Origin of the sequence: Streptomyces sp. NPDC018019 (assembly GCF_044327805.1) — a bacterium.
GTDB lineage: Bacteria > Actinomycetota > Actinomycetes > Streptomycetales > Streptomycetaceae > Streptomyces.
In genome coordinates this window covers 424114-440896 of sequence record NZ_JBIRGD010000003.1, presented here as the reverse complement: position 1 = coordinate 440896, position 16783 = coordinate 424114, and the positions used below count along the sequence as shown (strand labels likewise).

12 protein-coding genes are annotated in these 16783 nt (G+C 74.6%); 2 read left to right on the top strand and 10 right to left on the bottom strand.

Annotation, left to right across the window (positions count from 1 at the left end):
* Window positions 1–15 precede the first annotated feature (15 nt).
* Complete coding sequence (locus ACH4FX_RS07885; protein WP_398476240.1) at window positions 16–1056, top strand: phosphotransferase; 1041 nt, start codon at window positions 16–18, stop codon at window positions 1054–1056.
* A gap of 104 nt (window positions 1057–1160) precedes the next feature.
* Here ACH4FX_RS07885 and ACH4FX_RS07880 read toward each other — a convergent pair whose 3' ends face one another.
* On the bottom strand, window positions 1161–2816 hold the full coding sequence (locus tag ACH4FX_RS07880; RefSeq protein WP_398476239.1) for a protein kinase: 1656 nt from the start codon (window positions 2814–2816) through the stop codon (window positions 1161–1163).
* A gap of 465 nt (window positions 2817–3281) precedes the next feature.
* Here ACH4FX_RS07880 and ACH4FX_RS07875 point away from each other — a divergent pair, with 465 nt between their 5' ends.
* On the top strand, window positions 3282–5000 hold the full coding sequence (locus ACH4FX_RS07875; RefSeq protein WP_398476237.1) for a protein kinase: 1719 nt from the start codon (window positions 3282–3284) through the stop codon (window positions 4998–5000).
* 148 nt (window positions 5001–5148) lie between these two features.
* Here ACH4FX_RS07875 and ACH4FX_RS07870 read toward each other — a convergent pair whose 3' ends face one another.
* From ACH4FX_RS07870 to pdhA, 9 genes are all read right to left on the bottom strand, one after another.
* Window positions 5149–5715 carry a bacterial proteasome activator family protein gene (locus ACH4FX_RS07870; RefSeq protein WP_398476235.1) on the bottom strand — a complete coding sequence of 189 codons (567 nt, stop codon included), beginning with the start codon at window positions 5713–5715 and terminating at the stop codon, window positions 5149–5151.
* A gap of 139 nt (window positions 5716–5854) precedes the next feature.
* Entirely contained in the window at window positions 5855–6715 is an 861-nt protein-coding gene (locus ACH4FX_RS07865; RefSeq protein ID WP_398476233.1) for a hypothetical protein, read from the bottom strand.
* Window positions 6716–7017: 302 nt separating this feature from the next.
* Window positions 7018–7995: an NAD(P)H-quinone oxidoreductase gene (locus ACH4FX_RS07860; RefSeq protein WP_398476231.1), complete on the bottom strand. Its 978-nt coding sequence runs from the start codon at window positions 7993–7995 to the stop codon at window positions 7018–7020.
* Window positions 7996–8158: 163 nt separating this feature from the next.
* A complete protein-coding gene (locus tag ACH4FX_RS07855; protein WP_398476229.1) occupies window positions 8159–9304 on the bottom strand; it encodes a potassium channel family protein in 1146 nt (381 codons plus the stop codon).
* A complete protein-coding gene (locus ACH4FX_RS07850; protein WP_398476423.1) occupies window positions 9301–11052 on the bottom strand; it encodes a molybdopterin molybdotransferase MoeA in 1752 nt (583 codons plus the stop codon). The genes ACH4FX_RS07855 and ACH4FX_RS07850 overlap by 4 nt, the downstream gene beginning before the upstream one ends.
* A gap of 566 nt (window positions 11053–11618) precedes the next feature.
* Window positions 11619–12554 (bottom strand): NTP transferase domain-containing protein, encoded by a 936-nt coding sequence (locus ACH4FX_RS07845; RefSeq protein WP_398476227.1) that lies wholly within the window; start codon window positions 12552–12554, stop codon window positions 11619–11621.
* A 313-nt stretch (window positions 12555–12867) separates the two neighbouring features.
* A complete protein-coding gene (locus ACH4FX_RS07840) occupies window positions 12868–14538 on the bottom strand; it encodes a dihydrolipoamide acetyltransferase family protein (RefSeq protein WP_398476225.1) in 1671 nt (556 codons plus the stop codon).
* Complete coding sequence (locus ACH4FX_RS07835; protein WP_398476223.1) at window positions 14538–15572, bottom strand: alpha-ketoacid dehydrogenase subunit beta; 1035 nt, start codon at window positions 15570–15572, stop codon at window positions 14538–14540. The genes ACH4FX_RS07840 and ACH4FX_RS07835 overlap by 1 nt, the downstream gene beginning before the upstream one ends.
* Complete coding sequence (gene pdhA / locus ACH4FX_RS07830) at window positions 15569–16768, bottom strand: pyruvate dehydrogenase (acetyl-transferring) E1 component subunit alpha (protein WP_398476221.1); 1200 nt, start codon at window positions 16766–16768, stop codon at window positions 15569–15571. Before pdhA ends, ACH4FX_RS07835 begins: the two co-directional genes overlap by 4 nt.
* Window positions 16769–16783: the final 15 nt, after the last annotated feature.

The window sequence follows — 16783 nt, the reverse complement described above, 5'->3', positions numbered from 1 at the left end:
TCTAACATCTGGCGCGTGTTGCGCTCATGCGATGTCCGGACGGCGGCCCCGCCCGACGGACACACCCTCGGCTCCCTGCTGCGCCGTTACGGCGCCGGGGAGCCGTTGGCGTGCGAGCCGGTCGCCGAGGGCCTGCTCAACCGCGGCTACCGCCTCGCCACCACGCACGGCCGCTACTTCCTCAAGCACCACCTCGACGGCGACCAGGCCGCCATCGCCCGCCAGCACCGTGCCACACGCCGCCTGGGCGCCCTCGGCCTGCCCGTCGCCCCGCCGCTCGCCGACGCGGACGGCCGTACGGTCACGGTCCTCGGCGGGCGCTGCTACGCGCTGCACCCGTGGGTCGAGGGCCGGCACCGCGACGGCGCCGCGCTCACCCGCCCCCAGTCCCGCCGCCTGGGCACCCTGCTGGGGCAGGTGCACACCGCGCTGGAGCAGGTCATAACGCGTGATCCGGCGGGGTCCCGGCCCCCGGACGAGCACCCGGGGGCCGACCCCGCGCGCACCTTCGAGATGATCGACGAACTGCTCGCGCTCGCCCGCCGGTCCCGCCCCCGCAGCAGCTTCGACGAGCTGGCCGAGCACCGGCTGCTGGAGCGCCGCGCCCTGCTGGAACGGGAGGCCCACCGGCGCCCCGCGGCGGCCCAGGTGCCGGCCACCGGCTGGGTGCACGGCGACTTCCACCCGCTCAACCTGCTGTACCGGGGCGCCGAACCGGCCGCCATCGTCGACTGGGACCGGCTGGGCGTGCAGCCCCGCGCGGAAGAGGCCGTCCGGGCCGCCGCGATCTTCTTCGTGCAGCCCGCGGGCACCCTGGACCTGCCGAAGGTACGGGCCTACGCGGGCGCCTACCGCGGCGCGTCCGGCGCCGGCGCCGCGGAACTGGCCGCCGCCGTGCACCGGGTGTGGTGGGAGCGGCTCAACGACTTCTGGATGCTCGACTGGCGCTACCGGCTGGGCGACCGGCGGGCCGACCCGCAGTTCCCGGCCGCCGCCGCGCTGGCGGTGTGGTGGACGCGGGAGTACGCGGCGGTGCGGGCGGCCTTCACGGAGTGAGGGCCGCGGACGGCGCCCGCGCGGCATGGAGGCCGCGGAACGCCGCGACGGGCGGCCGGTGATCCGGCCGCCCGTCGGGGTGGGTCGCTGTGGGGCAGGGGCGGTCAGCCGTCCGTGTCGCCGATCGCGCCGGTGCCGGCCGGGCCGGCGTTGCCGGCGCTGGTGCCCGTGTTCGTGTTGCCGGTGGACGTGTTGCCGTTCGACGTGCCGCCGTTGGCGTCGCCGTTGTTGCCGCTCGACGTGCCGCCCTGGTTCGTACCGCCGTTGTTCGTACCGCCGGTGGACGGCTTGGTGGGCGGCGCGGACGTCGGGGGCTTGGACGTCGGCGGGTGCGAGGTGGGCGGCGCGGACGTGTGCGGCGTGGTCGGCTGGCGCGTCGAGGGACGGTTCCACGAACCCGAGTCGCCGCCCGTGCCGCCGGGCTGCGTGTACGGGGTCGACGGCTCGCCGGACGGCGTCTCAGAGCTCTCCTTCTCGCTGCTCTGGGAGGCCGACGGGCTCTTGGACGGCTGCGGGTCCTTCTTCCCGTCGCCGCCCGCGCTCTGCAGCGCGATGGCCACGCCGACCGCGATGGCGATCACCGCGAGCGCCGCGATCAGCCAGATCTTGCCGCGGCCGCCCTTGCCGGGCCGGGACCCGCCCTCGTAGCCGCCGTCCCCGTCCCGCATGCCGGGCGGCAGTATCGGCTGCGCCGTGGTCTGCCCGTGGTCCGGGTGCGGCAGGGCGGTGGTGGCGGCCACCGAGCCCATGGCCGGGGTGTGCCCGCCGTCGTGCACGGCGACCGGGCCGGTGTTCCACGTACCGGAGTGGCCGCCCTGCTCGTGCAGCATCTGGAGGGCGTACTGGACCAGGCCGCGCATCTCCTCCGCGGTCTGGAAGCGGTCGTCCGGGTCCTTGGCGAGCGAGCGCATCACCAGGCCGTCCAGCTCCGGCGGCACCGAGGAGGAGACCTCCGAGGGCGGCACCGGCATGTCCTGGACGTGCTGGTAGACGACCGACAGCGGGGTCTCGCCGGTGAACGGCGGGCGCAGCGCCAGCAGTTCGTACAGCAGACAGCCGGTCGCGTACAGGTCGGAGCGGGTGTCCACGGTCTTGCCGAGGGCCTGCTCGGGCGAGAGGTACTGCGGCGTGCCCATGACCATGCCGGTCTGCGTCATGGTCGACTGCGCGCCGTGCAGCGCGCGGGCGATGCCGAAGTCCATCACCTTGACCGCGCCGCCGTGCGTGATGATCACGTTCGCGGGCTTGATGTCGCGGTGCACGATGCCGTGCTGGTGGCTGTAGGCCAGCGCCTCCAGCACCCCGGAGACGATGATCAGCGCCTGGTCCGGCGGCGGGGCGTCGGCGTTCAGCAGCAGGTCGCGGATGGTGCGGCCCTCGACCAGCTCCATGACGATGTACGGCACCGTGCTGCCGCCGACGTAGTCCTCGCCGGAGTCGTACACCGCCACCACCGCGTGGTGGTTCAGCCCCGCGACGGACTGTGCCTCACGGGTGAACCGGGCCTTGGAGACCGGGTCCTCCGCGAGGTCGGCCCGCAGCAGCTTGACGGCGACGGTGCGGCCGAGGCGCACGTCCTCGGCGGCGAACACCTCCGCCATGCCGCCGCGGCCGAGCCGGCGCGTGAGCCGGTAGCGTCCGTCGCCCACCAAACCGCCATTGCCCCACATCTCCGGCGCATCGGAGAGATTCGCATCGGGAGAGTGGGAGCCGGTGGCATCAGGATCGGACGGGCCCTGGGGGCTCTGCGTCGGTGCCATCGGTCCTCGCCGTCGTATCGATCCGCATCACAGCGGTAAGGTCTCGGTCTTCGCTAGAGCACGCTACAGGCTCCGCGACACACGCCGGTCCCGTGATGGACCGGTCATCACACCTTCTGTGGCCCCATTGTCGCAAGTTAACCCGGGGTAATCACGGGCCGATCGGTGGTCCGGCCGGTTCGGGACCGTAATGGGATCTTGCGCATCTGGTCACGGAACGGGCACACGGCTTGACGTGTCCCGGCCCTGGGGCAGACTGGGCTCCGATTCGGATACCGATCGCTGCACAACCCATACTGATCTCGGCACGTCCGCAGGCGCACGAGCCGCGGCCCCACGACGTTGAGTACGGTCTGTACACATCATCACGTCACGGCGCCGCACGGACGGGCACAGCAACAGCCACGAGGCGCGGCGCGCCGCAACACGTGCGCAGGAACAGCGCGCCAAGGGGGAAGCGGAACCATGAGCCAGGACGGCGCTCAGGGCCGATACGAGGGCCGTTCGGTCGGCGGTGGACGCTACCAGCTCCGTGATCTTCTGGGCGCCGGCGGCATGGCGTCCGTGCACCTCGCCTACGACAGCGTCCTGGACCGCGAGGTCGCGATCAAGACCCTGCACACCGAGCTGGGCCGCGAGCAGGCGTTCCGCGAGCGCTTCCGGCGCGAGGCCCAGTCCGTGGCCAAGCTCACGCACACCAACATCGTCTCGGTGTTCGACTCCGGCGAGGACGAGCTGGACGGCGGCATGGTGCCGTACATCGTCATGGAGTACGTGGCGGGCCAGCCGCTCCGCTCCGACCTGGACGGCGACATCGCCCGGCACGGCGCGATGCCCACCGAGAAGGCGCTGAAGATCACCGCCGATGTGCTGGCCGCCCTGGAGGTCAGCCACGAAATGGGCCTGGTCCACCGGGACATCAAGCCCGGCAACGTCATGCTGAACAAGCGCGGCGTGGTCAAGGTCATGGACTTCGGCATCGCCCGCGCCATGCAGTCCGGCGTCACCTCGATGACGCAGACCGGCATGGTCGTCGGCACCCCGCAGTACCTCTCCCCCGAGCAGGCGCTGGGCCGCGGCGTGGACGCCCGCTCGGACCTGTACTCGGTCGGCATCATGCTCTTCGAGCTGCTGACCGGGCAGCTGCCCTTCGACGCGGACTCGCCGCTGGCCATCGCGTACGCGCACGTCCAGGAGGAGCCGCCGGTCCCCTCCGGCATCAACCGGTCGCTGCCGCCCGCCGTGGACGCGCTGGTCGCCCGCGCGCTGAAGAAGAACCCCAACGAGCGGTTCCCCACCGCCGAGGCGATGCGCGACGAGTGCCTGCGCGTCGCCGGGTCGGGCCAGCCCGGCGCGACGCCGCTCATCATCAGCGAGGGCCCGCGCGCCCGCACCAGCGGTTCCTCGGTGTCCTCCGCGGTCTTCCCGGCCGCCTCCGCGAACGCCGCGGGCCCGCAGACCCCGGCGCCGCCGAACGTGCAGACGCCGTACCAGCCGACGCAGGCCGCGCCCCAGGCAGGCCCGCAGCTGGGCCCCGGCCCGGCGGCGACCGGCGGGCCGGGCTTCGGGCCCACGGCACCGGCCACTCCGCCGCCGGTCAACGCCTACCAGCCGCCGGCGCCGATCCCCGCGCAGGGCCCGGCCCCGTTCAGCAACAGCTTCCAGACGCCGCCGCCGTACGCGGGCCCGGCCACGCCCGCACCCGGGCCCGCGCCGGTCGGCCCGGGGCCCGGCGGCAACCGCTCCGGAAAGAGCAACACCCCGGTGGTCGTGGTCTCCGCCGTGGTCGGCGTGGTCGTGGTCACCGCGATCGCCATCGGCATCGGCCTGAGCGGCGGCGACAGCCCGAACCCGCGTCCCACCCGCGCGTACTCCTACTCGCCGTCGCCCACGGACTCGGTCAAGCCCGAGGACCGGACGGCCACGATCTCGACCACCCGGTGCACCGACCCGGTCCAGAGCTACAGCCAGAAGGGCAAGATCTTCCTGCCGTCCTTCTACGGCAAGAACCTGGACTCGGTGAAGAAGTGCATGGACGCGGCGGGCTGGGCGTACGACGTCTCCGAGCGCAGCAGCTCCCTCTACGGCAAGAACACCGTCGTCAGCCAGTCGCCGATCTCCCTGTGGGACCCGAAGTCGGGCGAGAAGATTCACCTGACCGTGTCGACGGGGCGCAGTTCGTAGGACCGGCGCTCCGGTGGCCGTTCGTAGGACCGGCGCTCCGGTGGCCGTGCCGCGGCCGGGCGCGGCATGAAGACATGAAGAGGGGCCCGGCGCGCGGGGTGCGCGGCGGGCCCTCTTGTGGTGGCGGGTGCGGCAGGTGGTGGGTCGGTTAAAGGTACGGACCGGAGCGGGCGCCGCCCTGGCCGGGCTTGGCCTGGTCCAGGTCATCGGCCGGCACCGCGCCGGGCGGCAGCGCGCGGCGCATCTGCTCCAACTGGGCGCGGGCCGCCATCTGCTGGGCGAACAGCGCGGTCTGGATGCCGTGGAAGAGCCCCTCCAGCCAGCCGACCAACTGGGCCTGGGCAATGCGCAGTTCCGCGTCCGTGGGCACCGAGTCGTCGGTGAACGGCAGCGACAGCCGCTCCAGCTCCTCGACCAGCTCGGGCGCCAGGCCGTCCTCCAGCTCCTTGACCGAGCTGGAGTGGATCTCCTTCAGGCGGACCCGGCTCGCCTCGTCCAGCGGCGCGGCCTTCACCTCTTCGAGAAGCTGCTTGATCATGCTGCCGATGCGCATGACCTTCGCGGGCTGTTCCACCATGTCCGTCACGGGAACCTCGCGGGACTCGTCGTCGCCGTCCCCGCCACCGGAGCCGGCGCTGCCGAGAGCCATCCCGTCCGGGCCGACAACCAGGACGTGCGGGCTCTCCTGCGACCGTTCGTTCATCGGCATATCCATGCCGCCATTCTCTCGTACAGCTGACTAGGAACGGTTGTGCCCTGGGAGAAAGGTGATCCAACCTCCGGAGGGGCATGAGCTTTGGGGTGAGCTTTGCGGGGGCCTCGGCGCGGGGGTGCGGACGGGACGGCGGACCGGTTCAGGAGCGTCTCAGCCGCAAGGCGATGAAGCCCAGCCCGAGACCGGTCAGGGCCATGCCCGCGCCCAGCGGCAGCACCCGGTGGACACCGTTGCCCTGGTCGGCCGCGGTGTGCGGGGTGCGCGTCGTGGCGGAGGCGGCGCCGGGCACCGCGCCGGGCGCGTAACGGGAGGGGCCGTGCGGCCGGGCCGGGGCCGCCGACGAGGCAGGCGCCTGGAGGGGCGGCAGCGGCACGTAGGGCCGGTTGGCGAGCCGCCCGGCCAGATCACCCCGGCGGGACGGCGCGGGAGCGGGAGAGGCCGTCCCAGGGCGCTCGGGAGACGCCGCGGGGGACGGGGGCCGGGACGCGTCGCCGTTCTGCGGACCCGCACCGGCCGAGGAGTCGTGCGGGGCGGTACGGCCGGGCGCCGGCGGGCGGGCCGGGTGGGCGTGATCGCCGGCGGAGGAGGACGGGAGCACGGGACCGATCGGGATGAGCCGGCCCAGGACGTCGAGGGGGTCGATGGGAGAGGCGTCGGCGGGGGCGGGGGCGGTGCCGGCCGGGGAGCCGGGAGCTTGGCTGTGGCCCGGCGGCTCCCGGCGGTCGGGGTCGTCCGGGCGGTTGCGACCGTCCGGGCGGGCGGGGGGCTGGTTGCCGTCCGGGCGGTTGGCCGCCCGGTAGCCGTCCGGGTACGTACGGGCCCGACCCGCGGTGCTGCCCTTCAGGACGCCCTCGAGCGGGGTGGCCAAGGCCGCTGTGGCGGACGGGAGGGGCAGCAGGGCGGTGGCCAGCAGCAGGCAGGCCACGATGCGCGGCCGGGGCCGGGAGAAGCGGGGGCGGCGCTGCCGGTCCGCTGCCGTGGTCGCGGACGGCGGGAGCACAGAGGCCGGAGTGACGGATTCCGGGGGCACACGTTCCGAGGCCGCACATTCCGGGGTCACGCGTTCCGATGCCACGCTCATGACCTCCCGTACCTGCGGAGTGGTCGCCCTGATCTCCTCAGCCTCACACGAGGGGAGGGGCCCGGCATCTCGGGCGGAGCGGGGGTGTGGGGCCTGCACACGGACGGTGGCGGACCGGCCTGTCGGTGCGGTGACGGAGCGGCGCGTCCGGTTGGTGGCGGGCGGCGCGCGGTGGTGTCCCGGGTGGTGGCACCACCGCGCCGCGCCCCCACGAGCCGGGGTCAGACCGACAGCACGACCTTGCCCACGTGGCTGCTGGCGTCCACGATCCGGTGAGCCTCGGGCGCCTCCCGCATCGGCAGCGTACGGTCCACGATCGGCCGGACCCGGCCGTTCTCGATCAGCGGCCAGACGTGTTCCCGTACCGCCGCGACGATCGCCGCCTTCTCGGCCAGCGGACGGCCGCGCAGCGACGTCGCGGTGACCGCGCCCCGCTTGGTGAGCAGCGCGCCGAGGTTCAACTCGCCCTTGGCGCCGCCCTGGAGGCCGATGATCGCGAGCCGCCCGTTGACGGCCAGCGCCTTGACGTTCGGGTCGAGGTACTTGGCCCCCATGATGTCCAGGATGACGTCCGCGCCCTTGCCGTCGGTGGCCTTGCGCACCTCCTCCACGAAGTCCTGCTCCCGGTAGTTGATCAGGATGTCGGCGCCCAGTTCGGCGCAGCGCGCCAGCTTGTCGGCGCTGCCCGCGGTGACCGCGACCCGCGCGCCGACCGCCTTGGCCAGCTGGATCGCCATCGTGCCGATGCCGCTGGAGCCGCCGTGCACGAGCAGCGTCTCACCGGGCCGCAGGTGCGCGATCATGAAGACGTTCGACCAGACGGTGCACGTCACCTCGGGCAGCGCCGCGGCGGCGGCCGCGTCGAGGCCCTTCGGCACCGGCAGCAGCTGGCCCGCGGGGACGACGACCTGCTCCGCGTACCCGCCGCCCGCGAGCAGCGCGCACACCTCGTCGCCGACCGACCAGCCGCTGACCCCCGGGCCGAGGGCCTTGATCCGGCCGGCGCACTCCAGGCCGGGGTACGGGGGCGCGCCGGGCGGCGGGTCGTAGAAGCCCTGGCGCTGGAGGAGGTCGGCACGGTTCACGGCGGTGGCCGCCACCTCGACCAGGACCTCCCCTTCGGACGGTTGCGGATCGGGCACCTCGGCCCATACGAGGGCGTCGGGGCCGCCGGGTTCGGGAATGGTGATCGCACGCATGGCCGCGAGGCTACTCGCCCCCGGGGCGCGGCGTACGGAGGTGGGGGCCGGGCCGCCTCCGCACGCCCGTGAACGCCCGCGAACGGTGGTGGCCGGGCCGTCTCCGCGCGCTAGGCCGTGTCTTTCGGATCGTCCTGGACCCGGCTGATCCAAAAGACACGACCTAGTCGTCCCGGCGGGCGGGTGCCATCGGGGAGACCCCCGTGCCGGGGATCATCGGCTTCGTGCCGGGCCTGGCCGGTCCGTCCGGCTCCTCCGGGGGCGCCGCCCGCACGATGGTGATCACCCGGTCGGCGGCCTGCAACGGGCTGGCCGCCGGATCGTCGTACCCGAGCAGCCGGTGGCCGCGCAGCACCGAGACGATCAGGTCGTCGGTCTCCCGTACCGACTTGCCGACCTCGGCCTTCACCACCGGGCGCTCGATCAGGTCCAGGCCGCTGCCCTGCTGGATCAGGTCCTCCAGGACCGTACCGGCGCTGGGGCTGTGCACCGACAGGCCCAGCAGGCGGCCCGCGGCGCTGGCCGAGGTGATGACCATGTCCGCGCCGGACTGGCGCAGCAGCGGCGCGTTCTCCTCCTCCCGTACGGCCGCGACGATGTTGGCCTTCTTGTTGAGCTGGCGGGCGGTGAGCGAGACGAGGACGGCGGTGTCGTCGCGCTGGGTGGCGATGACGACCTGGCGGGCGCGCTGGATCTCGGCCCGTACGAGGACGTCGCTGCGCGTCGCGTCCCCGACCACGCCCGCGAAGCCCTCGGCCACCGCCGTGTCGATGACCTTGGGGCTGGGGTCGACGATGACGATGCGGTCGCGGGTCAGGCCCGTCGCGCGCAGGGTCTGGGCCGCGGACCGGCCCTTGGTACCGAAGCCGACGATGACGGTGTGGTCGCGCAAGGCGTTTCTCCAGCGGTTCAGTTGCCACTGCTCGCGGGTGCGCTCGGTGAGGACTTCGAGAGTGGTGCCGACCAGGATGATCAGGAAGAGGACCCGGAGGGGCGTGATGAGCAGGATGTTGAGCAGCCGCGCGCCGTCCCCGTACGGGACGATGTCGCCGTAACCGGTGGTGGAGAGCGTGACGGTGGCGTAGTAGACGCAGTCGAGGAAGTCGACGGAGCCGTTGGCGTTGTCGTGGTACTCGTCGCGGTCGATCCAGACGATGGCCACCGTCGCGACGAGCACCAGCAGGGCCATCATCAGCCGGCGCACGACCTGGCGCAGCGGGGCGACGGGGGCGCGGCGGGGCAGCACGACGCGGTGGCTGAAGTCCTCCGGGACCTCACGGGCCGCGGCGTCGTGGGTGGGCAGCTTCACTCGGCGCCTCCGCCGGTCAGGTCGGTGGGGGAAACGTTCGAGCAGGGGGACGGGGTGGTGGGGGCGGCCGGAGCGGGGGCGGGGTCGGCGTGGGGGCCTGGGCCGGAGTCGTCCGGTACGCCGGCCGTCCAGTCCGCCACCGCGTCCGCCGCACCGTCGCCGGTCCAGGGCAGGTCGAGGAGTTCGACGTCGACGCCGCGCGCCGCGCCGCCGGGCGGTACGACGGCCATCGCGTCGGCCGCCGCGATGCCGCGCAGCATGGCGGGGCCGCTGAAGCGCAGCGGTACGACCGCGCCGCCGTCCCCGTCATCGGCCGCCCCCTCCCGGAAGGCGACCGGGACGAGCCGCGTGTCGTGCGGGTGCCCCGACACGGCGGCGGTCAGCGGCGCCCGGTAGGCGGGGAACCGGCGGCGCGCGGCGAGCGTGCGCAGCACCGGCTCCGCCAGGGTCAGCAGCCCCGACACGGCGGCGAGCGGGTTGCCGGGCAGCCCGACGAGGAGCCGGGCGGGGGTGAGACGGGCGAGGAGCATGGGGTGCCCGGGGCGTACCGCCACGCCGTCCACCAGCACCTCCGCCCCCATCCTGCGCAACGTGGGATGCACATGGTCGACGGGCCCGGACGCCGTACCGCCCGTGGTGATCACCAGGTCGGCGGTCGAGGACGCGAGGGCGTCGTACAGCGCGTCGGCATCGTCGCCGAGGTGCCGGGGCGCCCCGGCGTCCGCGCCCAGCGCGCGCAGCCAGGGCGCGATCATCGGGCCGAGCGCATCCCGGATACGGCCCTCGGCGGGCAGCCCGGCGTGCAGCAACTCGTCTCCAAGGACGAGGACTTCCACCCGCGGCCGGGCGTACGCGACCAGCTCGTCGTACCCGGCCGCCGCGGCCAGACCGAGCACGGCCGGCGTCACCACGGCGCCCGCGGGCAGGAGTTGTTCGCCGCGGCGGCACTCCTGGCCGCGCGGCCGGATGTCCTGGCCGGGCGGCACGGGAGCGGGCGCGTACAACTGCGCGCCGCCGTCCGGCCGCCGCCGTACCTCGCCGTGTTCACTGCGCAGCACGGCCGTGGCACCGGGCGGGATGCGGGCGCCGGTGGCGATCGGCACCGCGTCGCCGTCGGCGACGGCACCGGACGGCTCGTGACCGGCCAGGATGCCGTGCTCGTGGCCGTCCGGACCGGTGCGGGCGGCGAGGTGCCAGGGGCCGGGCCCGGCCACCGCCCAGCCGTCCATCGCGGAGGTGTCGAAGGACGGCAGGTCGGTGAGCGCGGTCAGCGGCTCGGCGAGGGTACGCCCGAGGGCCGCGCCGCCGAGCGGGCAGGCGACCGGCGGCAGCGGGCCCCGCGGAGCACGCGCGGCGAGCCCGCGGGCCGTACGCCACGGGGTGGGCGCGGGACGGTCGTGCTGGGTGCGGCGGCCGTGGTGGTGCGGGCCCTGGGGGTGGCGGGCGGGGCCGGGGGTGTCCGTCATGGAGGGCGGTGATGTGGACGCCGGTGCGGGCAGCGGGCCGGGCGGGGGTGTGGACGATGGCCGGGGCGGCGGCTCGTTGCCGGCCGCGGCTCCGGCGGGGCGTGGCGGGGGTGGTGTGTGGGGTGGGGGTGGTGTGTGGGGTGGGGGTGGCGTGTGGGAGGGGTGTGGGGGACGGGGTTCGGCGGGGCCGCCGGTTGCGGACGACGGCTCGTCCGGCGCCTGCGCCGGGGTCGGGGCGGCGTCCCACGGGGTGTAAGGCCCGAGGCGGGAGTCGGCGTCCAGGCCCGTACCGGCCGTCGGCGCCTTACCGGACCGGCCGGTGGAGCGGATCGGCTCCCGGTCGTCGAAGATCCACGCGTAACCGTCGTCGAAGGCCGGCTCGTGACGGTCGGCGAAGACCGGCGTGTGAGGGTCTCCGAAGACCGGCGTGTGAGCGTCGGCGGCCGAGGCGTGCCTCTCACCGGGGCCGGAGGCCGAGACGTGCCCCTCACCTGGGCCGGAGTCCAAGGCATGCCCCTCACCGGGGAGTGCCGCGGAGCCGTCGTGCCCGGGAGCGGGTGCGGGGCCGTTGCTGCCATGGGCCCGTACGGAACCGCCGTCGGGGGCCGGTGTGGCGTCATGGCCGGGATACGGCCCCGAGCGGTCGCCGCCTGGTGCGGGCGCATGGCCGTCTCCGCCCGGTACCGGTGTGTGCCCGTCGCCGCCCACGGCCGACGTGTGCCCGTCACCGAGGCCCCGGGCACGGTGGTCGTCGGTGCGGCGACCCGGGGCCCGGTGTGCGTCGGGCCGCGGCGGCACGATGGAACCGCCGTTGGCCAGCGCCAACGCGTCGTCGAACTCCCCGTCCGTCATTCCGCCGGCTTCGCTTTCGGCTTGGCCTCGGGCGCGGCCTCCGGCGTGGCGTCGGCGTTCTCGGCGGCCTCCGCGGCCCAGCGGTTGGCCAGCGCGGCCACCTTGTCGGCCAGCGCGGACACGTCCCGGCCCTGCTGGGCGGCGGCGTAACCGACCAGGAAGGTGGTCAGCGGCGCCGCCGGCCGCGCCACACCGTGCGCCGCGTCGCGCGCGAGGTCGAGGAGGGCCGCCGTGTCCACATCGAGTTCGATGCCCAGTTCGGCTTTGGCTGCGGTGATCCATTCGTCCAACACGGTTCCATGCTCCCTGATACGGGCGCGTGCCGCTTCGATGTCCTCCCAGGTGTCGCAGTCGAAGGAGGCGGTGGCCGTCGGGTCGGGCACCCGGCGCAGTGACAGCCGCGTCAGCAGGGCACGCAACGGCAGCCCGGCGAGCGTGCCGCGTTCGGCCCGTACGGCGTCCAGCGCATGCCGCAGCGGCTCGGCCCGGTACGCGGCGACCAGCGGCTGGTCCTTGCCCTCCGCGTCCCGCAGCAGCGCGCCGTCGGCCCCCGCGGCCCCCGCGAGCAGGGCCCGTACCGTCGCGCCCGTCAGGAACGGCAGGTCGGCGGAGAGGACGAGGACGACCGGGGCGGTGGTGTGCCGCAGTCCCGCTTCCAGCGCGGCGAGCGGGCCGCCGCCGGGCGGGTCCTCACGGGCCTGGACGACCGGCCGCACGGTGGGCCGCGGCGGACCGACGACCACGGCGGTCACCGCGTCCGGACAAGCATCGAGCACCCGGTCCAGGAGCGAGCGCCCCCCGACGGACAGCCCCGGCTTGTCCACCCCGCCGAGCCGCCGCGCGGCACCCCCGGCCGGCACGACGACGTCGTACGCCGTACCGGTGCCGCCGGGAAGGGACGCGGCAGCGCCGTGCGCAACGGGACCCGGCACGACGGAACCGGCCGACGCGGAACCGACCACGGTGTGATCGCCCCGGGGACGATCGGACCGGGTGCGATCACCTGGGACGCGATCGGGCCGTGAGGGCTCGGTCCGGGCCGGATCGGACCGTGAGGGCTCGGTCCGGGCCGGATCGGGCCGGGCCGGATCGGACCGTGCGGGATCGCGCTCCGCGCTGTCGTCCGCACGCGGGCCCCGGTCCTGAGCGGGCTGCTGGTCGGTCACTCCACGAGTATCGCCGGGACCGCACCGATCACCACCGCGCACCACCGCCGTCACCGCACCGATCACCGACCGGGCCCGCTCACACCGTGCGCAACAACACCGCCGGCCGCTCCACACAGTCCGCCACGAACCGCAGGAACCCGCCCGCGACCCCGCCGTCGCACACCCGGTGGTCGAAGGTGAGCGACAGCTGTACGACCTGGCGTACGGCCAACTCTCCCTCGTGCACCCACGGCTTCGCCGTTATTCGGCCCACTCCCAGCATGGCCGCTTCGGGATGGTTGATGATCGGCGTGGAGCCGTCGACACCGAAGACGCCGTAGTTGTTCAGGGTGAAGGTCCCGTGCGTCAGCTCGGCGAGGCTCAGCGAACCGGCCCGCGCGGCCTCGGTGAGCCGGGCCATCTCGGCGGTCAGCCCCTCGGCGGTGCGGCGGTGCGCGTCCCGTACGACCGGCACCACCAGCCCGCGCTCGGTCTGCGCCGCGAAGCCCAGGTGTACGGCGGGCAGCCGCACGACCTCGTTGGCCGCCGTGTCGACGGTCGCGTTGAGCTGCGGGAACCGGGCGAGCGCCGCCGTACAGATACGCGCCAGCAGTGCGAGCAGCGAGACCTTCGCGCCGTCGGCCGCGTTCATCTCCCGCCGGGCGGTGAGCAGTTCCGTCGCGTCGGCGTCCACCCAGCACGTCGCGTCGGGGATCTCCTGCCGGCTGCGCCGGAACTTCTCGGCCGCGGCCCCGCGCATACCCCGCAGCGGTATCCGCTCGGCCTCCCGGGGAAGCCCGCCGTACGCCACGAATCCGCTCTCCACACCGGCCGTACCGGAGGCACCACCCGTACTGGAGGCACCGGACGCCCCCACCACCTCAGCGGCCCCCGGCGCCCCGACGAGCAGGCCGGACGCATGCCCCGGCCCCGCCGTCGCCATGCCGGCCTCCGCCGCGGCCCCGGCGCCCGCTCCCGCCGCGCTCCGGGCGCGTACCGCCCGCTCCACATCCGTACGCAGGATCAGCCCCTCCGGGCCCGACCCCCGTATCTCCCGCAGGTCCAGGCCGTGTTCCCGCGCCAGTCGCCGCACCAACGGAGAAATGACCGGCACCGGCCCCTCCACCCCACGCCCTTGCCCACTCGCCACGCCGGCCTCTGGCCCACCGGAAGACGACCCGGACCCGGGCACCCCGGCGCGGGACTCCCCACCCCCGGTCACCCCGGCGCGAGGCCTACCACCCCCAGGCCCTGCGTCCACCCCCTCCTCAGCCACCTCGGAGGAACGCTCCGCAGCCTCCGCCTTCCCCGCCGGGCGCACCCGGCGCCGACGCGCGGCCGCGGCGCTCGTGCCGTACCCGACGAGCACGTTCCCCGACCCCTCGGCCGCGCCGCCCGTCTCCGCGCCGCCCCCCTCGCGGGACGGTGCGTCCGGCGCTGCCGCACGGGCCCCGGCGTCCGCGTCGCCCATCCCCTCCGCGGGCGCCCGGTCACCTCCTGCTCCCTGCTCCGCCGGTGCGGTGGCACCGACCGCCACCGTCAGCAGCGGCGATCCGACGGGCAGTTCCGCGCCTTCGTCGCCGAACCGCGCGGTGACCACGCCTCCGTACGGACACGGCACGTCCACCAGCGCCTTGGCGGTCTCCACCTCGACCACCGGCTGGTCCACGGCGACCACCTCGCCGACCTCGACCAGCCACCGCACGACCGTCGCCTCGGTGAGGCCTTCGCCGAGGTCGGGCAGGGTGAACTCACGGACCACGGCCATCAGTCACCGCTCCCCTCGGTCCAGTCCGACTCCCACTGGAGGCGGCCCACGGTGTCCAGGATCCGGTCCACGCCGGGCAGGTGGTGTCGCTCCAGCATCGGCGGCGGATACGGGATGTCGAAACCCGCGACCCGCAGCACCGGGGCTTCCAGGTGGTGGAAACAGCGCTCGGTGATCCGCGCGGCCATCTCCCCGCCGGGCCCGCCGAAACCGCTGGCCTCGTGCACGACGACCGCGCGCCCCGTACGGCGCACCGAGGCACAGACCGTCTCGTCGTCGAAGGGCAGCAGCGAGCGCAGATCGACGACTTCCAGGTCCCAGCCCTCCGCCGTGGCCGCCTCGGCGGCCTCCATACAGACCGGCAGCGACGGCCCGTACGTGATGAGCGTGGCGCTGCGGCCGGTCCGCCGGACCTCCGCGCGCCCCAGCGGGGCCACCGGCGCCGGGTCGTCGGGGGACCAGTCGGCTCGCGACCAGTACAGCCGCTTCGGCTCCAGGAAGACCACCGGGTCGTCGGAGGCGATGGCGGCCCGCAGCAGCCCGTACGCGTCGGCGACCGTGGCCGGGGTGACGACCTGGAGGCCGGGGGTGGCCAGGTAGTACGCCTCCGAGGAGTCGCTGTGGTGCTCCACCCCGCCGATCCCGCCGCCATACGGGACGCGGATGGTCAGCGGCAGCGGCATCGCGCCCCGGGTACGGTTGCGCATCCGCGAGACATGGCTGATCAGCTGCTCGAAGCCGGGGTACGCGAAGGCGTCGAACTGCATCTCCACGACCGGCCGCAGCCCGTACATGGCCATGCCGACCGCCGTGCCGAGGATGCCCGCCTCGGCGAGCGGCGTGTCGCCGCAGCGCTCCTCGCCGAACTCCTTCGACAGGCCGTCGGTGATCCGGAAGACCCCGCCCAGCTCGCCCACGTCCTCGCCCATCACATGGACGGCCGGATCGTCGGCCATCGCGTCGCGCAGCGCCCGGTTCAGCGCCTGCGCCATGCTGACGGGCTTGCGCCCGCTCTCCGTGACGGTCGCCGTCATGGCCGTGCCTCCCCGTTCGTGTCCTGCGCGCCCCCGGCGGACGCGCTCTCCTCGGTGCCCGCGGCCTCCGCCTCCAACTCGGCCCGCAGCTGCGCCGCCTGCTCCTTCAACTGGCCGGTGGGCTCCGCGTAGATGTGGGCGAACAGGTCCATCGGGTCCAGCGCGGGGTCCTGGTTCATCCGGTCCCGGAGGCCGGCGGCCAGCTTCTCGGCGCCGTCCCGCACCTGCCGCGCGAAGTCGTCCGAGAGCAGCCCGCGCTCCGTCAACTCGCGCTCCACCAGGGCTATCGGGTCGTGGCCGCGCCACTGCTCGACCTCGGCGTCGGTGCGGTAGCGGGTGGCGTCGTCGGCGTTGGTGTGCGCCTCCATGCGGTACGTCAGCGCCTCCACGAGCGTCGGGCCACCGCCCCGGCGCGCCCGCTCCACCGCCTCGGTGAGGACCTCGTGGAGCGCGGGCGCGTCGTTGCCGTCCACCAGGCGGCCCGGCATGCCGTACCCGACCGCCTTGTGGGCCAGGGACGGCGCGGCCGACTGCTTGGCGAGCGGCACGGAGATCGCGAAGCCGTTGTTCTGCACGAGGAAGACCACCGGGGCCTGCCACACCGCGGCGAAGTTCAGCGCCTCGTGGAAATCGCCCTCGCTCGTGCCGCCGTCACCGACCAGGGCCAGCGCGACCACGTCGTCCCCCTTCAGGCGCGCGGCGCGCGCGAGGCCCACCGCGTGCGGGAGTTGGGTGGCCAGCGGGGTGCACAGCGGTGCGATGCGGTGCTCGCGCGGGTCGTATCCCGTGTGCCAGTCGCCCCTCAGGAGGGTGAGGGCCTGAACGGGGTCGAGCCCGCGGGCCACGGCGGCGAGGGTGTCCCGGTAACTGGGGAAGAGCCAGTCCCGCTCCTTCAGCGCCAGCGCGGCGGCGACCTGGCACGCCTCCTGGCCGGTGGAGGACGGGTACACCGCCAGCCTGCCCTGTCGTGTCAGGGCCGTGGCCTGGGCGTTGTACCGGCGGCCACGCACCAGGTGCCCGTACAGCTCCGTCAGCAGCCCGGCGTCGATCCGGCCGGCGGCGTCCGTGCCCAGCAGCCGGTACGGCTCCGCGTCGGGCAGGAGGGGCGCGGGGTCGACGCGGGGGCGCCAGGCGGGCGGCGGAGCGGGCCGGTGGTTCTCGCTCCTGCTGCTGCCGCGCTGTTCGAGAACCGTCATGGCGAGCACCTCCTT

Bases quoted from the DNA above. Each gene is read 5' to 3' on its own strand.
- pdhA (WP_398476221.1), bottom strand. From the start codon at position 16,768: ATGACGGTTCTCGAACAGCGCGGCAGCAGCAGGAGCGAGAACCACCGG.
- ACH4FX_RS07870 (WP_398476235.1), bottom strand. From the start codon at position 5,715: ATGGATATGCCGATGAACGAACGGTCGCAGGAGAGCCCGCACGTCCTG.
- ACH4FX_RS07840 (WP_398476225.1), bottom strand. From the start codon at position 14,538: ATGGCCGTGGTCCGTGAGTTCACCCTGCCCGACCTCGGCGAAGGCCTC.
- ACH4FX_RS07875 (WP_398476237.1), top strand. From the start codon at position 3,282: ATGAGCCAGGACGGCGCTCAGGGCCGATACGAGGGCCGTTCGGTCGGC.
- ACH4FX_RS07880 (WP_398476239.1), bottom strand. From the start codon at position 2,816: ATGGCACCGACGCAGAGCCCCCAGGGCCCGTCCGATCCTGATGCCACC.
- ACH4FX_RS07835 (WP_398476223.1), bottom strand. From the start codon at position 15,572: ATGACGGCGACCGTCACGGAGAGCGGGCGCAAGCCCGTCAGCATGGCG.
- ACH4FX_RS07860 (WP_398476231.1), bottom strand. From the start codon at position 7,995: ATGCGTGCGATCACCATTCCCGAACCCGGCGGCCCCGACGCCCTCGTA.